This is a genomic window from Phocaeicola fibrisolvens, assembly GCF_025567125.1.
Classification (GTDB): Bacteria; Bacteroidota; Bacteroidia; order Bacteroidales; family Bacteroidaceae; genus Phocaeicola; species Phocaeicola fibrisolvens.
This window is the reverse complement of the sequence record NZ_JAOQJI010000031.1, coordinates 1-16,015: the sequence shown is the minus strand read 5'-3', so window position 1 is coordinate 16,015 and position 16,015 is coordinate 1. Positions and strand designations below refer to the sequence as shown.

14 protein-coding genes are annotated in these 16,015 nt (G+C 48.6%); 3 read left to right on the top strand and 11 right to left on the bottom strand.

Annotation, left to right across the window (positions count from 1 at the left end; genetic code table 11):
• Positions 1-2: 2 nt before the first annotated feature.
• The 9 genes from OCV81_RS12140 to OCV81_RS12100 form a co-directional block, all read right to left on the bottom strand.
• Positions 3-632 carry a DUF4141 domain-containing protein gene (locus OCV81_RS12140; RefSeq protein ID WP_004304283.1) on the bottom strand — a complete coding sequence of 210 codons (630 nt, stop codon included), beginning with the start codon at positions 630-632 and terminating at the stop codon, positions 3-5.
• Between the two features lie 23 nt (positions 633-655).
• Positions 656-1,036, bottom strand: coding sequence for a DUF3876 domain-containing protein (locus OCV81_RS12135; RefSeq protein WP_004291516.1), 381 nt, complete (start codon positions 1,034-1,036; stop codon positions 656-658).
• Between the two features lie 40 nt (positions 1,037-1,076).
• Positions 1,077-3,581, bottom strand: a complete 2,505-nt coding sequence (locus tag OCV81_RS12130; protein WP_004291515.1) for a TraG family conjugative transposon ATPase — start codon at positions 3,579-3,581, stop codon at positions 1,077-1,079.
• Positions 3,578-3,910: a DUF4133 domain-containing protein gene (locus tag OCV81_RS12125; RefSeq protein ID WP_004291514.1), complete on the bottom strand. Its 333-nt coding sequence runs from the start codon at positions 3,908-3,910 to the stop codon at positions 3,578-3,580. Before OCV81_RS12125 ends, OCV81_RS12130 begins: the two co-directional genes overlap by 4 nt.
• A gap of 10 nt (positions 3,911-3,920) precedes the next feature.
• The gene (locus OCV81_RS12120) at positions 3,921-4,238 is read right to left on the bottom strand and encodes a DUF4134 domain-containing protein (protein ID WP_002560983.1); all 318 of its coding nucleotides are present in this window, start codon (positions 4,236-4,238) and stop codon (positions 3,921-3,923) included.
• A 201-nt stretch (positions 4,239-4,439) separates the two neighbouring features.
• Positions 4,440-5,168: a hypothetical protein gene (locus OCV81_RS12115; protein WP_004304280.1), complete on the bottom strand. Its 729-nt coding sequence runs from the start codon at positions 5,166-5,168 to the stop codon at positions 4,440-4,442.
• 16 nt (positions 5,169-5,184) lie between these two features.
• Positions 5,185-5,538 (bottom strand): DUF3408 domain-containing protein, encoded by a 354-nt coding sequence (locus OCV81_RS12110; protein ID WP_004291505.1) that lies wholly within the window; start codon positions 5,536-5,538, stop codon positions 5,185-5,187.
• A gap of 2 nt (positions 5,539-5,540) precedes the next feature.
• On the bottom strand, positions 5,541-5,981 hold the full coding sequence (locus OCV81_RS12105; protein WP_004291503.1) for a DUF3408 domain-containing protein: 441 nt from the start codon (positions 5,979-5,981) through the stop codon (positions 5,541-5,543).
• Between the two features lie 2 nt (positions 5,982-5,983).
• Positions 5,984-7,033: a ParA family protein gene (locus OCV81_RS12100; RefSeq protein WP_004291492.1), complete on the bottom strand. Its 1,050-nt coding sequence runs from the start codon at positions 7,031-7,033 to the stop codon at positions 5,984-5,986.
• A gap of 421 nt (positions 7,034-7,454) precedes the next feature.
• Here OCV81_RS12100 and mobA point away from each other — a divergent pair, with 421 nt between their 5' ends.
• From mobA to mobC, 3 genes are read left to right on the top strand one after another with little or no spacing between them, the layout of a single operon-like run.
• Positions 7,455-7,883 carry a conjugal transfer protein MobA gene (gene mobA, locus OCV81_RS12095; RefSeq protein WP_004291488.1) on the top strand — a complete coding sequence of 143 codons (429 nt, stop codon included), beginning with the start codon at positions 7,455-7,457 and terminating at the stop codon, positions 7,881-7,883.
• Positions 7,862-9,109: a conjugal transfer protein MobB gene (gene mobB / locus OCV81_RS12090; protein WP_004291483.1), complete on the top strand. Its 1,248-nt coding sequence runs from the start codon at positions 7,862-7,864 to the stop codon at positions 9,107-9,109. Before mobA ends, mobB begins: the two co-directional genes overlap by 22 nt.
• A 30-nt stretch (positions 9,110-9,139) precedes the next feature.
• On the top strand, positions 9,140-11,158 hold the full coding sequence (gene mobC / locus OCV81_RS12085) for a conjugal transfer protein MobC (protein ID WP_004291482.1): 2,019 nt from the start codon (positions 9,140-9,142) through the stop codon (positions 11,156-11,158).
• Positions 11,159-11,289: 131 nt separating this feature from the next.
• Here mobC and OCV81_RS12080 read toward each other — a convergent pair whose 3' ends face one another.
• The gene (locus OCV81_RS12080) at positions 11,290-14,544 is read right to left on the bottom strand and encodes a P-loop NTPase fold protein (RefSeq protein WP_004291481.1); all 3,255 of its coding nucleotides are present in this window, start codon (positions 14,542-14,544) and stop codon (positions 11,290-11,292) included.
• A 16-nt stretch (positions 14,545-14,560) separates the two neighbouring features.
• Entirely contained in the window at positions 14,561-15,691 is a 1,131-nt protein-coding gene (locus OCV81_RS12075) for an ATP-binding protein (RefSeq protein ID WP_004291480.1), read from the bottom strand.
• Positions 15,692-16,015 lie beyond the last annotated feature (324 nt).

Genomic DNA, 16,015 nt, shown 5'->3' with positions numbered 1-16,015 from the left:
GGCTACCAGTATCTTTCGTTCATGTTCCCGTACAGCCCCATGATGCGGTCGAGGTCGTTCTTCTTTTTCGCACGCAGGTAACTCACGGAGATGTTCTTGTTCGTGTAGTAGCTCACGAGGTTGCGGTAACGCTTCATCTTCGAGTGGCAGCGTTCCACCACGTCCATGCGCTCCTTGTCGGTCATGGAGAGCGTGGTGATGTTCACCACGTTCCTGAGTTCCGTCAACACTTCGTTGCTTTCCTCCAGCAGTTTCGTGTAGCCGAAAGCGATTGCGGAAAGCTCTTCGGGTCTGAAATTCCCGTCACGGAGCATCCGTTGGAAACTGTTCACATAGATGTCTGTGATGTCGCCCACCATCAGGATGGTCTGCTGCACCTTGCGGGCGTCCTTGACCAGATTGTTCACCGATTTGAGGGCATCGTAATACTTCTTGCCCTGCTGATAGATTTTCACCGTCTCCTGAAAGTTGCTCACCATGTTCGTGGCGGTCTTGGAGGTATGGATGATGTTTTTGGAGGCATTGATGATGCCCTGCGCTAGATTGCCCGGATCGCTTACGACCCACTGTGCGCTTGCCCTGCCCGCGAAAAGCAGGCACAGGCAGATAATCATTGTTATTCTTGTTCTCATGTTACTTTGGATTTTAGTGGTTGTTATTCTTCGGTCGGATGTCCCGGCTGCGGCTTCACCCGCACATAGTCCCCGTTTGGCGAGAAAGTCAGCACATCCGTGGCCTCGTTGTAGGACACGTCGATGCGGAAGCCGGTGTTCATGAACAGGTTGCCGTTCTCCTCCTGCAAGAGATAGGTTTCCGGCTTGAGCTTGCGGCGCAGACCGCTACGACGGAACACCGTCACTTTGTAGGCTTCGCCCTCCTTGTAGATAAGCACGTCAGGTTTTCCCTCCACGCTCTCCCAGTTCCCGCACAGCATGTCGCGGCGGTTGTCGGCCACGTCGCAGGATTGCAGCATCATGACCGCCAATCCGATAAGGCACTTGCTGACTTGCAGCATTTTCACTTTTGGTAAATTCATACGCGTTTTTCTTTTTTGGTTGATACATTCTGTTTTTTAGTTATTCCTTGTTTCTCCGCCTTTCGGCAAGCTGCCGGATGGCGGCTTCGATGTCGTCGCCCAGCTTCTCCGCCAGACGGTAAACCTCCACTTTTTCCGTTTCCTCGGTGGTGTACGCCAGATACTCTTCCGCGCTGACCTCCGTGGCATAGACCGCCGACTGCGTGCCGCCCAAGCCTATCCACACCTCCTTGTAGAGCCGTGAAGGGTTGTTCGCCATGTTGATGGAGAGTATCTGCGACTTCTCCTTTTCCGTCAGTCCGAGCAACGCCTGTATCTGGTCGAACTTGTTCATATATTTCCTTTGGTCAAGCAGGATTTTACAATCCGAGTTGTTGATAATGCTCTCTTTGACCACCGGAGAACTGATAATGTCGTCCACCTCCTGCGTCACCACGATTGCCTCGCCGTAATATTTTCTGACCGTCTTATACATATAGCGCAGATATTCAGCCATGTTCGCCGATGAGAGGGCCTTCCAAGCCTCTTCCACGATAAGCTGTTTCCGCACGCCTTTCAGCCGCCGCATCTTGTTGATGAAGGCTTCCATGATGATGATGGTCACGACGGGGAACAGTTCGCGGTTTTCTTTAATCGAATCTATCTCGAAGACGATGAACCGCTTGCCGAGCAGGTCGATGTTCTCCGTGGAGTTGAGCAGGAAATCGTAACGCCCGCCCCGGTAATACTGCCGCATGGTGGTGAGCATGTTGTCGATGTTGAAGTCGGACTTCTCCACCTTGATGTCACGCTGTGCCAGTTCCTTGCGGTAGTCGTCACGCATATACTCGTAGAAGGTGTTGAACGACGGCACGATGCTACGGTCGGATTGGATGCGCTCAATATAGGCACTCACGGCACTGCCCAGCTCGCCGCTCTCCGTCTTTGTCACCTTGTCGTCCTCCGACTTCCAGAGCGTCAGCAACAGGGTCTTGATGCTGTCCTTCTTCTCCACGTCGAAGATGTAATCGTCGGTGTAGAACGGGTTGAAGCTGATGGGCTTATCTTCCGTGTAGGTGAAATACACACCGTCCGCTCCGCCTGTCTTGCGTCGGATCATGCCGCACAAGCCCTGATAGGAGTTTCCCGTGTCCACCAATACCACATGTGCGCCTTGCTCATAATATTGGCGCACGAGGTGGTTCATGAAGAAAGACTTGCCGCTGCCCGAAGGACCCAGCACGAACTTGTTGCGGTTGGTCGTGATACCTCGCTTCATGGGCAGGTCGGAGATGTCAAGGTGCAGCGGTTTTCCCGTGAGCCTGTCCACCATCTTGATGCCGAAGGGCGAGAGCGAGCTGCGGTAGTTGGTTTCCTCTGTGAACAGGCACACCGCCTGTTCGATGAAGGTGTGGAAACTCTCTTCCGCCGGGAAGTCCGCCGCATTGCCGGGTATCGCCGCCCAGTAGAGTGTCGGGCAGTCGATGGTGTTGTGGCGCGGCACGCATTCCATGCTTGCCAACTGGCTGCCCACGTCGTTCTTGATATGCTTCAGTTCCTCCGCATCGTCGCTCCACGCCATGACGTTGAAGTGTGCCCGTACCGAGGTCAGTCCGTAGGAATGGGCTTCGTTCAGGTATTGGTCTATCCACTCGCGGTTGATGCTGTTGCTCCTTGAATAGCGAGATAGCGACTGCATGTTACGGGCGGACTTCTCGAACTTCTGCAAGGTTTCCTCACTGTTGTCTATCAGCACATACTGGTTGTAGATATGGTTGCAGGAGAGCAGAAGCCCCACCGGGGAGGCGAATGACAGTCGGCAGTCACTCCGGTCGGTGGAGAGCTTCTCGTAACGGGTGTCGGTAGCCACCTTGCCCGGCAGGTCTTCCGCGTCGGAGAGGGTGTGCAGACACAGGCGGTTGTCGCCGATGCGCATCTCCCTTGCCGAAAGCTCGATGTCCTGCAAGGTGGTGTCACCTTCCGGCATGAGCGAGAAGTAGCGTTCAATAAGTCCCGTCTTTCCCTCAGTACCCACAATCTCATCGGTGGAGAGGCGGCGCAGCCTGACAAGCCCGCTGTCGTTCATGATGCGCTCGAACTGTTCGCAGGCTTCCAAGAACTTGGTCGTGGTTTCCCTGTCCAGCTCCTTCGGGATGATATGTCCCCGGCACAGCGTGCTGAAATTGCTCTGCATCCGGTTACGCTCCTTTGTTGTCTTGGTCAGGTAGAGGTAGCAGGTGTGTTTCAGGTACGGACGCTCGTTGAAGTGACGCTCGAAAGAGCGGCTTAAAAAGCTCATGTCGTCCTTCTGAAGCTCCGGTTTGTAGCGTTCCTTGATGAACCAGTCCTGTTTGTGGACGACGGAGTAGTCCGGCAGCACCTTGATAGCCTTGCACCAGCAACTGTGTATCGCCTCGTACTCCGCACCCGTCACGGTGTAAAGTTCCGGTAGTTCCACCTCGAAAGCCACCGTGATGTCGGCGTCCTTTGAGATGATGCAGCCATGCTCCACCGCTAAAAGTGGGAACCTGTTTTCCAGTGTTGTCATTTTCGATGTATTCCTCATTGTCTTTCTTCCTTTCGTTGTCGTTTGAACAGACGGGTTATCCGCCGCCGGTTGATAAGGTATCGGGGATGGCTCCGTGCCGCTCCTAATTTCATCAGCCCGTGTTCACCGTACCGGGCGTTCAGCGCGAAGGTCTGCCATACAAGGAGGGAGGACGATGCCGCGCCGAAGCCGATACATATCCACTGGTCGATACCGACCATGTAGAGGATGACGAACAGGACGAAGAGAGCCAGCAGACCTCCGCAGAAGATGAAGAGGTACTGTGCCTTCAAGCCCTTGAACTCTACCGGACGGCCGATACCCTTGTTGATTGGGTATTCAGCCATACATTATTTATTAAAGGAAGAATGAGCGCAGGATGGTGGCGGCAACAATCAGGAAGATGCACGCGCCGAACCACGAGGCGGCTGTCTTGCTGGTGTCGGGGTCGCCCGATGAAAACTTGCCGTACACTTTTACGCCCCCGATAAGCCCGACGACTGCACCGATGGCGTATATCAGTTTAGTTCCGGGGTCGAAATAAGAACTCACCATAGAGGTGGCTTCGTTGATGCCCGCGATGCCGTTTCCCTGCGCGAAAGCGGAGGCGGTTGCGGCGATGACAAGTGCCGCGGAGAGGATTGCTTTTCTGTTTTTCAAGATGTTCTTGTTCATAAACTGTTCTTGTTTTTTGCCGTCAAAAGGGTGGATGGTCCTTTGTCGGGCGGTTGATACTTTGTTTCTTTACTTTGGTTTTAGTGGATGCCCGTTTGTTTCCACGGACGTGGGCGTGTCCGTTGCGGATGGGGATGCGCCTTGCGTTTCCTCGCCGCGTGGGTTGATGTCATTCTTTCATGTTCATTTCTTTTATTGTTGTCATACATAGTTGCGAATGTCGAACTCCTCGATGTTGTCCGGCACGACGAACTCCTTTTCAGATTTCTTCAGCCGAATCTCGATAAGCCCCTTGATGCGGATGCCTATCTCCGAAGAGCCTTCCATCATTTTCTCGTACAACTCCGTGCCCTCCATGTCGGTGAACACCTTAGCCGCCTTTTCACGTTCCGCCTGTGTCGCGTCCGGGTTTTTGGCGGTCTTGCAGGCGTCGTCAATCTCGTCAAAGCTGCTGCCCGAAGCCCGTGGCGTGTCCGAGGCGTCCTCTTCCGGTTCGTCGTCCCCGTATCCCAGTTCCTCCGGCGGTATGCTCGTGAAGGTCTCATCGAGTTTTTCCTCCGGGACTTGTGCCGGGCGGGATGCGTTTCCCGTTTTTCCGTCGTCAAAAGTAGCCTCTTCCTCCGACAGCTCAATGCCTTTTTCAATAGTGGCGGCTTCTTGCGTCGGTATGGCAGCGGTTGTCCGGGTGGATGCCATCCTGAAACGGCTCTTGCCGATGATGTCCGCCTTTTCCGCAGGGACTTCCTCGTGTGCCGCTATGCGTTTAGCCTCATTCCCGTCCAGTGACCGCCATAATCCGACAATGCCCTTGAAGAAGCGGACAATCCGCGTGTCCATGATGCGCTCGTAAAGGAGCAGGAACAGGAACCAGAGGTTGCAGCCGACCGATACCGCCAGCAGAATGTCTGTCATGCTGATTGTGTAATTCATATCCTTCCGTTTTTGGTTAGAATACTGAATTGTAATTTCGGGCATAAAGGCTCTTTATCGCATCTTCGCACTGGTTGAAGTGGTGCGTCAGCACATGGTCGATGTAAGCGGACAGCGTAAGCCGGTCATGCCCGATTACACGGGTGATACGCATGATACGCTCGTGGTACTCCGGGCGCACATACGCCATCTTCCCCTCACGTGCCTTTACTTCCGGGTCGCGGATGAACAGGCGTTCATAGTCCTTCTCACTGCATTTGCCGCTTACCGGGACAGGCGACAGTATTTCCACACTCGCCTGCACTTGGGTAAACATACCTCCGCAGTCTTGCTGTGGTCTTTTTTCATTCGGTGTCATTTCTTTTTCCATTTTCAAATCAGATCTTCACGTTGTTTCTTGTACAGTTCGTTGATTCTCTCCTTGTGCTGTTCCAGATGCTGGCGCAGCACGGTATCCACATATCCGCCTACTGAGATTTCCCCTCCGGCGATGTCGTTCACGATTCTGAGGATCTTGCCGTGGACGTCACGGCTGATATAGACACATTGGCGGGTCTTTATCTCGTTGCGGCGCAGGAATAGCTCGTTGTAGTCCTCGTCCTGCCTTTTCCGGCGTCCACTTTCCCTCTGCGCTTTTTCCCGTGTTACGGGTTGCACAGGAGATGGTTCCGGTGCGGCGGTGTCCTCTTCGGTCGGTGCAGCTGCGGGTACTTCCTGTGCGGGGCGCAGTGTCCCGTCCTGTGTGCGCCGCCCGATGGAGGCTAACAGCAGTTCCTCGTCGATGCCTTCCGTGTTCACTTTCCTGCTGCCCATGCTCACTGCGGTCTGATGATGTCGCTTATCTCTTCGGAAAACTCCCGGATGCCACTCCCTTTCAGCAGTGCCGTGTCCATCGGGAAGATGGTGGAGCGGAAAACGCTCTTGCGCTCTTCCGAAAGGTCACGGCGGAACTTCTTGCTGTCGGGCAAGCGGGTGGAAAGTACCGGAAAGCCCATTTCGGCTATCACTTCCTCGTAGATGCCGTACAAGTCGTTCCTCTCCCTGCCGTCCACCATCGTCCAGAACAGATGCAGCCCCTTTGTTTTCGCCTGTCCGGTAGTCATCAGCCTGTCGCGGAACATCGTGACGAATTTCAGGGTACTCTCCACGACAAAGCGGTCGGCACTCAGCGGAGTGAAAATGTAGTCCATCTGCGAGAGCGTCTTTATCACGCCGTTGCTTCGGAGTGTGCCGGGCATGTCGAAGAACACCACGTCGGGTTTCACGTCCTCAGTGGCAATCATCCTCTCGGCATCGTCGAGGGCGTTCACCGCATTGCTTTTGACGATGGTGTAGGCGTTCTTTTTGATCCGGCGGAAATGGTCGCAAGCGAGAGCCTTGAAGTAGGTGCTGCTGTCGATAAGCCCCATTTCGTGTTCGCGCAGCCCGTGGATGCTGTGCTGCGGGTCGTCGCAGTCCACGACGGCGACATTGTAGCCTTTCACGTTGTGCAGGTAGCTGGCGGCAAGTGCCGTGACAGTGGATTTGCCGATGCCACCTTTCTGTGTTGCGAATGCAACGAAGATTTCCTTACTCATAGTTCCATTTATTTTAATTGTTGATGATTTGTTTTTCTGTTTCCATACGGATTTGGCTGTCGCACCATCCGCTTCCGTGACTACACACGCAGGCGGGTCGTCGCGTATCCGGTTCTGTGGTGAAGCGGTGCGTCGGACAAATGGTGATTGACGACATTGCGTCATGAAGTCATTGAATCCATACGTCACCGAATTGTCGGAGAACCGGGTTTCCGACGGTTCGGGTATCCGTTTCGGCAAGTATCCGAAGAAGCGGATTTCCGGGTATTTGAATGTTCCGTTTATCATATCTTCAAATCGTTCGTTTCTTGAATCATGCTGCAAATAAACAAGTATATTTTGGAACCTGTATCACTTCTCCGGCAAGTGGCGGCACGTTGCGCCGGTTGGCAGTCATTGACCGGGTCAAGCATCTGTCCGATACCGCTTTAAGGGCGTAACTTTGCACCCGGACAGCAGGGTTCGCCGATGACGCGCGGCCCGGAGTCCTGAAAGGTATTTTCCCAATCCGTCCCCTGACGGATTTTTATGTTCACCTGAACATAGCAAGATGTCTTTTCAGCCGCTCAAAATATTTTGAGCAGCCACGAAAAGCACTTGCCCTTGCAGGGGGCGGGCTTTCCCTCCGAAGTCGGGAAGCCTTTCAGAACTGCGGTGCTGTAATCCGAAGCGGCGGCTTATGCCGTCAATCCGCTAAATCCAAAGTAATATGAAAGAGAAAAGGAAAAGCAAATCAGGGAGAAATCCCAAACTTGATCCGGCGGTGTACCGGTACACCGTCCGTTTCAACGAGGAGGAACACAACCGTTTCCTCGCCATGTTCGGAAAATCGGGTGTCTATGCACGGTCTGTTTTCCTCAAAGCGCACTTCTTCGGGCAACCGTTCAAGGTGCTGAAGGTGGACAAGACGTTGGTGGACTATTACACCAAACTGTCGGATTTTCATGCACAATTCCGTGCCGTGGGTACGAATTACAACCAAGTCGTGAAGGAACTGAGGCTGCATTTTTCAGAGAAAAAGGCGATGGCGTTGCTCTACAAATTAGAGCAACACACCGTCGAACTCGTGAAACTGAGCCGCCGGATTGTGGAACTTTCAAGGGAAATGGAGGCAAAATGGTCGCAAAAATCAGTGTAGGAAGTTCGTTGTACGGCGCGATTGCCTACAACGGGGAGAAGATTAACGAGGCGCAGGGGCGGCTTCTCACCACCAACCGCATCTACAATGACGGTTCGGGAACGGTGGACATAGGCAAGGCGATGGAGGGTTTTCTCACCTTCCTGCCACCGCAGATGAAGATCGAGAAGCCGGTGGTGCATATCTCTCTCAACCCGCACCCGGAGGATGTGCTGACCGATATTGAGTTGCAGAATATCGCCCGCGAGTATCTGGAAAAACTCGGTTTCGGAAACCAGCCTTATCTTGTATTCAAGCACGAGGACATCGACCGCCACCACCTGCACATCGTGACGGTCAACGTGGACGAGAACGGGAAAAGGCTCAACCGGGATTTTCTCTACCGCCGCAGCGACCGTATCCGCAGGGAACTGGAACAGAAGTACGGATTGCATCCGGCAGAACGTAAAAATCAGAGATTGGATAATCCGTTGCGCAAGGTGGCCGCATCGGCAGGTGATGTGAAGAAGCAGGTAGGCAACACCGTGAAGGCTCTGAATGGGCAGTACCGTTTCCAGACGATGGGCGAATACCGTGCGCTCCTTTCCTTATATAATATGACGGTGGAGGAAGCGAGGGGCAACGTGCGCGGACGGGAGTATCACGGGCTGGTCTATTCCGTCACGGACGACAAGGGTAACAAGGTGGGCAACCCGTTCAAATCCTCGCTTTTCGGGAAGTCCGCAGGCTATGAAGCCGTACAGAAGAAGTTTGTCCGTTCCAAATCGGAAATCAAGGATAGGAAACTGGCAGACATGACGAAACGCACCGTCCTTTCCGTGCTGCAAGGCACTTATGACAAGGACAAATTTGTATCCCAACTCAAAGAGAAGGGCATCGACACCGTACTGCGCTACACAGAGGAAGGGCGCATCTATGGGGCTACCTTCATCGACCACCGCACGGGATGCGTGCTGAACGGTTCGCGCATGGGTAAGGAGCTTTCGGCGAATGCCTTGCAGGAACACTTCACCCTGCCATACGCCGGACAACCGCCGATACCGCTATCCATCCCTGTGGATGCTGCGGACAAGGCACACGGGCAGACCGCCTACGACAGTGAAGATATATCGGGCGGTATGGGCTTGCTCACTCCCGAAGGTCCGGCGGTAGATGCCGAGGAAGAGGCTTTCATCCGGGCGATGAAGCGCAAAAAGAAGAAAAAACGCAAGGGCTTGGGTATGTAATCAGAGTATCAACAATTAAAAAATCAATGTATGTCACAACAAGAAGACGATTTGAGGGCATTGGCGAAAATCATGGATTTTCTGCGTGCCGTGAGTATCATTTTAGTGGTCATGAACGTGTACTGGTTCTGCTACGAAGCCATCCGGCTGTGGGGCGTGAACATCGGCGTGGTGGACAAAATCCTTCTGAACTTCGACCGCACGGCGGGGCTGTTCCATTCCATTCTCTACACGAAGCTGTTTTCCGTCCTTTTGCTTGCCTTGTCCTGTCTGGGTACGAAGGGTGTCAAGGGTGAGAAAATCACTTGGGGGAGAATCTGGACAGCATTTGCCGTCGGGTTCGTGCTGTTTTTCCTGAACTGGTGGTTGCTGCCCCTGCCGCTGCCGCTTGAAGCGGTGACGGGACTGTATGTCCTTACCATTGGAACGGGCTATGTCTGCCTGTTGATGGGTGGTCTGTGGATGAGCCGCCTGTTGAAACACAATTTGATGGAGGATGTTTTCAACAACGAGAACGAGAGTTTCATGCAGGAAACGAGGCTTATCGAAAGCGAGTATTCGGTCAATCTGCCGACACGTTTCTATTACAGGAAACGCTGGAACAACGGTTGGATCAATGTAGTTAATCCCTTCCGTGCGTCCATCGTGTTGGGTACGCCGGGCAGCGGCAAGTCCTATGCCGTGGTAAACAATTTTATCAAGCAACAGATTGAAAAGGGCTTTAGTCAATACATCTACGATTTCAAGTATCCCGACCTATCTACTATTGCCTACAACCATTTGCTGAACCACCCGGACGGCTACAAGGTAAAGCCGAAGTTCTATGTGATCAACTTCGACGACCCGCGACGCTCTCATCGGTGCAATCCCATTCACCCGGATTTTATGGAAGATATTACGGATGCCTATGAGAGTGCCTACACAATAATGCTCAACCTCAATAAAACGTGGGTGCAAAAGCAGGGCGACTTCTTCGTGGAGTCACCTATCATTCTGTTTGCCAGTATTATCTGGTATCTCAAAATCTATCAGAACGGGAAGTTTTGCACGTTTCCCCATGCTATCGAGTTTCTGAACCGCCGTTACGAGGATATATTTCCGATACTGACCTCTTATCCGGAGCTGGAGAACTACCTTTCGCCGTTCATGGATGCGTGGCTTGGAGGGGCTGCGGAGCAGCTCATGGGTCAGATAGCGTCGGCAAAAATCCCGCTTTCGAGGATGATTTCACCGCAGCTCTACTGGGTGATGTCAGACAGCGAGTTTACGCTGGACATCAACAATCCCGAAGAGCCGAAAATCCTCTGCGTGGGTAACAATCCCGACCGTCAGAATATCTACGGTGCGGCACTCGGTCTGTATAATTCCCGTATCGTGAAGCTCATCAACAAGAAGGGGATGCTGAAGTCATCGGTCATCATCGACGAGTTGCCCACAATATACTTCAAAGGGTTGGACAATCTTATAGCTACCGCCCGAAGCAACAAGGTTGCCGTGTGTCTGGGCTTTCAGGATTTCAGCCAGTTAGTGCGTGACTACGGGGACAAAGAGGCGAAAGTGGTGATGAACACTGTCGGCAATATTTTCTCCGGTCAGGTGGTGGGGGAAACAGCCAAGACGCTCTCCGAGCGGTTCGGTAAGGTGTTGCAGAAACGGCAGTCCATCTCCATCAACCGGCAGGATGTTTCCACCTCCATCAACACGCAGATGGACGCGCTCATTCCACCGAGTAAGATTTCCGGGCTTACGCAGGGAATGTTTGTCGGTTCTGTATCCGACAACTTCAACGAGCGTATCGAGCAGAAGATTTTTCATTGCGAGATTGTGGTGGATGCCGAAAAGGTGAAACGGGAAGAAAGTGCCTACAAGAAAATTCCCGTCATTACAAACTTCACGGACGAGGACGGCAACGACCGCATGAAGGAAACGGTGCAGGCGAACTACCGGCGCATCAAGGAAGAGGTGAAGCAGATTGTGCAGGAGGAACTGGAGCGTATCAAAAACGATCCGGTGCTGTGTAAACTGCTACCAGATAATGAGACTGTCTAACAAGTCCCCAAAATTGAAAATTATCCCTATCGAAGTTTGAAGTGACCCCCAAAAGTTGGATACAATTTTTTTGGGGGGCACTTCAGTTCTGACGGGTAAAATCGTAAAATTCGGACTTGTTAGACAAATACTTACGCGGTTTCAACCTCAGGTACTGAATCTATCGAATTGACAAATTTAACCAATTGCGGATCTGAATCTTTTTGTATGAGGTTTCGGAGACTCTTTTTCAATTCATAAGCATCATCCCCTGCTGTATTTATTAAATCCATATAAAAATCTTTGTTTTGCAGAATCAATGAACGGCATGCCCCATCGGAAATTACAGGTTTCACTATTTTATCAATAACGTCTCCAGCTTGACTTTTCAAATTACCATGCGATCTAAGCCATGTTTCGAAAAATTGAAACTTTATTGCATTGATAGTCTTTTTACCGATGCAGAAATCATTTCTTATATCGGTAACTGTCGATTTAATTTTTCGTTTATCCAATCTTTCAACTATATTCTTGAAACAATTAGGGAAAGGATTCAAACTTTGAGTTCCAGAAGCAATATCCATCAGAATCTTTTTGCCAAATTCAGTCAAGTTATCTGGCAAGGATTTGATTTTAGCCAGTAAATGTTTTATTGCGACAAACCAATAATATGATGTATGTGCTGTTCTTTGGGCGTATAATGTATCAACACTTATTTCAGACAACGCTTCGAACGCTATTTTATTGATATGATCGGTCAGGACATTGCTTATTTTAGTGGTCAAATCGTAAAAAGATGCGTCAGGAATTACATCTTTAATATTGTTCTTAGTGATATACTTATCCAAATCGGTATTCCACTCTGCTAAATGCTCGATAAATACCTCATCCGTTACACCTATTCTGTTCTTAATATCTTCAAATTGGGGCAATATGTCTGAGAGCAATAATTTATAGCCAAGTTTATGATTTACCATGTATTGTAGTGTTTCATTTAATAGCGGTATATTCCATCCCACACTATTTACTAATAAGTCTCCATGATCCACATAATAGTCCATGAGTTCTGCAACATATTTTATATCTCCACCCTCTATTAAGGAAACGGAATGACCATGTGCCAATTGCATGGCGACTAAATCGTAATATCCAGACTCTTTAATGTTTCGGCCATCAGTTTCTAATTCAGAATGCAACTGATTTATGTAGGTTGAATCTAACGTTACAGGTAAAGGTCTTTCTTCGTCAGATGCCAATAAACGATAGGTTGTAAATATAGCCCCTATATTATCTTTATTTACATTCTGTTCATCAATGCAATTCGTGATCGCTTGCAAAAGCGTTGGAAACGTATAGGTAGAATTATCTTTTAACGTTTTTACAATATCTGCATGGTCGAAATTATCGGGTAGTAAGTTTGCCAAATAATTATCGAGCGCCTCCGAATTTGTTGCTACTTGATAATATTTATATGCTTTAGTTGTCGCGTTATCCCGATAGGCAGCATCTGTTGCATTTGCAGCTTGAATATAATCGATAAATGTATTTGGCTTGACTGTTTTTGCTTCAATCAATGACGTAAAATCGCACGCCAACTTATTTTGCGCAATAAACCTGTCTATTGCATCTAACGTTTTGAAATAGTCGCCGCCATTGAAGTCATTGAACCGAACTATCTTCTTATATAATTGAGCAATCACATGGTTTTGGCTTTCCGTGTCTAAATGCAACAGCAGTTCTTGGTATTCGACAGGGAACACCTGCTTCTCTATGGATTCTTTTAATTTCAATTGTGCTATTCTTTGCCATACACGCAGAATAACATCGCTCTTTCGAGTTAATTTATGCAAACAATGTATAATCTTATCGATAAGCGCATTGTCCATACATTGTATAACTTCTTCTAATACAGTGTCAAATTGTTTATTAGTCTCTGCATATTGATTTATGTCGTGGTCTTCTTCTCCGTTGATGCAGCCTTCAATATATTTTTTCAATGGAATTTGTCGAGCATCTTCAACATCGACACCATATACCAAAGCTGCAATTTCGCGTTGTGTTTGCAGATCATTGTTAATTATTGTTTGAATGCCATTCAGATAGTCGCCGGACAATATTTGTTCTACTGGATTTGCCAGAATATCCGTCTTCTTCAAACAGAACAATGCTATGTTTATCATCAAAATTTCGTTACACCACTCTTGTTTAAGAGCGACCATCTCATTGATATATGATATAATTTCCCTAACATTGGCATTAGGATTTACCAATCTGAATATCCGATTTATAGTTTCTTTCGCTTCATTTTCTGTTTCTCCAAATGCTTCAACAAACAGTTTGTTGAATATACTTCGATAGTCGGTAATAACAGGAGGAGCAACACGATAAACAATAGGGAAAGTTTTATTGATAAAATACTTGGTCAGTTGTTTCGTTTGTTCGTCGGTCTCATCTCCGAATGCACAAGCTAAATGTGTTTCATCGAAAGGAATAACAGCCCAAACATTTTCAAAACCGCTATCGGCGAAGAACGTATGGATAGAAGACCATAATTCTTTTACTTTTTCAGCGGGGAGACGATCCATGTTGTCAAAAACAAGGACTAATTTACGTTGTCCTTTTTCCTTGATAAAATCAGAAATGTCTTGCATCCATGTTTTGAACTCGTAAACCGTTGGTTCGTCTTCGCTCAAAGTCTCATAGCAAACGTCCTTTTCGACTTTATCTTGATAAATAGCTAACATATAACTCCATCCATATTTATGATCTTTGCTATATGCCCATTTCCAAACGCACAATGCAATAAGAACTGGCAGTGCAGCTATGATAATAGACAATAAAGAAAACCACCATGTTGTGGGTGTAGGTTTTACTGCATACGCAATAAATGTAAATATCGGAGTTAAAACTGCAACCAAAAATGCCGCAACCATACCATTACTGATAAGGGGATATTTTTCGGTTACGGTCTCCGTTTTACGGGCTAATAAATATTTCAGCTTTTCAGACCATGATACGGTTTTCGTACCTCCACCTTTGACTTTTATTGTTGCATTTCCAGATAGGATACCATCATCAATAAGTTTGCTTGTAAGCAATTCCAATATAGAGCGGCGTTGCAAGTCCTCTTGATGTCCCCATGCGTCATACTCAAAAAAGTAATAGTCGTCTGATAATTCACGTTCCAACATTTTAACCACGTTGGATTTTCCAGATCCCCAAATACCTTCGATGCCGATAATTCGAGGTAAAGTACATTCCTCATCCAATGAATCATTCTGACAAAAATGGCGAGCAATAGTTTTTGCCAACCTTTCTTGCGAACCTCCATCGAATTTGTCAATACCACACGGTTTATTTTGGATAAACCGCGGATATTGCTGTTTGGATTGTAGTTTTGTTTCCATATACGTAATTTATTGATTATACGAACTCCAAATAATTCTCCCGATTTACCACATGAAACTCGGCATAGGGATAGGCTTCTTGGAAGGCTTTCGGTGCGGCCGGCATTTTATTTCCCCACTTGAACTCCAAGGCGGTAAGACTGTCGGCACTCTCCTCAATCAGGTCGATTTCCTGTTTGTCGTAGGTGCGCCAGAAATAGAACTCCCTGTGCAGTCCCTCATTGAAGTTCGCTTTGCGCCGCTCTCCGATGATGTAGTTCTCCCACAGCGCACCGACATCCTGCCGAATGGCCAGCGGTGAGAAAGCCCCGATAATGGCATTGCGAATGCCGTTGTCGTAGAAGTACCACTTGCCAGCTTTTGTAACCTCCTTGCGTAGGTTACGCGAATAAGCCCCCAGACGATAGATAACGAAGACCTTTTCCAATAGGTCGAGGTATTTTTCAACGGTCGTCTTGCTCATGCCGAGTTGTTTACCTAACTCTTCGTAAGAAACTTCGCTGCCCAACTGAAAAGCTATCAATCGCAGTAGATCGCGCATCTTGCTCGAATTTTTTAAGCCGTCAATTGCTAAGATATCTTTAAGCAGGTATGCACCGACAATATCACGTAGGTAGTCTGTTTTACGTTCATAGTTCTCCATCATTACTACTTCGGGATAGGAACCGTAAATCAAGCGCGCTTCGAGGTTCTGGCGGGTTTCAAGTGCCGTTTCCGTCTGTGCGATTTCCCGTTGCGAGAATGGTGTAAGGAGAAATTGCGTACTGCGGCCGACCAACGGTTCACCAGTCTTATTCAGCAAATCGAATGACGAAGAACCACTTGCCAAGACACTTATTCCCGGTATTTCATCAACTATCAACTTCAGAATACTACCGATTTGTGGTATGTTCTGTGCCTCATCAATAGCCAGCAAATCAATACCATCCAATAAATGCCGATAATTGGCTATTGAGCGATTCTCCAATAGTGCTAATGTGTCGTAGTCTTCGCCGTTGAGCATCATCGTCCTACCTGAATAGTTGTCCACAATTTTACGCATCATTACCGTTTTACCAACACGGCGAGCACCAAAAATCAGTACTGCTTTATTGGGCGCGATTCGTGCTGTAATCTTCTCTTGAAGTATTCTATTTACTGTTTCCATACCTTATAAAATATAATGCAAAGATAATCATATTTTTTTAATTGGCGAATTTTACAAAAAAAACGGGCTATTAAATGGCGATTTTTACAACCACAATCTTATGGAAGTTGTTTCATTGTTTTTAGTAATGATATATGTTCATACTATGATGACTCAATAATTTACCAGACATACGTTTCTGAAATTTGTCCTTATAGGAATGAAAAACTCACATATATTGTGCTAATTAATATATACATTGCTGTCCGGAGAAATTTTACCACAGCGTAAGCTGTCTAGGACCGTTACCCTCCGGAACATTAGCAGTGAGGTCGGTTTGATTAA

Coding starts and splice junctions, on each gene's coding strand:
- OCV81_RS12140 (WP_004304283.1), bottom strand. CDS start 632: ATGAGAACAAGAATAACAATGATTATCTGCCTGTGCCTGCTTTTCGCG.
- OCV81_RS12135 (WP_004291516.1), bottom strand. CDS start 1,036: ATGAATTTACCAAAAGTGAAAATGCTGCAAGTCAGCAAGTGCCTTATC.
- OCV81_RS12130 (WP_004291515.1), bottom strand. CDS start 3,581: ATGAGGAATACATCGAAAATGACAACACTGGAAAACAGGTTCCCACTT.
- OCV81_RS12125 (WP_004291514.1), bottom strand. CDS start 3,910: ATGGCTGAATACCCAATCAACAAGGGTATCGGCCGTCCGGTAGAGTTC.
- OCV81_RS12120 (WP_002560983.1), bottom strand. CDS start 4,238: ATGAACAAGAACATCTTGAAAAACAGAAAAGCAATCCTCTCCGCGGCA.
- OCV81_RS12115 (WP_004304280.1), bottom strand. CDS start 5,168: ATGAATTACACAATCAGCATGACAGACATTCTGCTGGCGGTATCGGTC.
- OCV81_RS12110 (WP_004291505.1), bottom strand. CDS start 5,538: ATGGAAAAAGAAATGACACCGAATGAAAAAAGACCACAGCAAGACTGC.
- OCV81_RS12105 (WP_004291503.1), bottom strand. CDS start 5,981: ATGGGCAGCAGGAAAGTGAACACGGAAGGCATCGACGAGGAACTGCTG.
- OCV81_RS12100 (WP_004291492.1), bottom strand. CDS start 7,033: ATGATAAACGGAACATTCAAATACCCGGAAATCCGCTTCTTCGGATAC.
- mobA (WP_004291488.1), top strand. CDS start 7,455: ATGAAAGAGAAAAGGAAAAGCAAATCAGGGAGAAATCCCAAACTTGAT.
- mobB (WP_004291483.1), top strand. CDS start 7,862: ATGGTCGCAAAAATCAGTGTAGGAAGTTCGTTGTACGGCGCGATTGCC.
- mobC (WP_004291482.1), top strand. CDS start 9,140: ATGTCACAACAAGAAGACGATTTGAGGGCATTGGCGAAAATCATGGAT.
- OCV81_RS12080 (WP_004291481.1), bottom strand. CDS start 14,544: ATGGAAACAAAACTACAATCCAAACAGCAATATCCGCGGTTTATCCAA.
- OCV81_RS12075 (WP_004291480.1), bottom strand. CDS start 15,691: ATGGAAACAGTAAATAGAATACTTCAAGAGAAGATTACAGCACGAATC.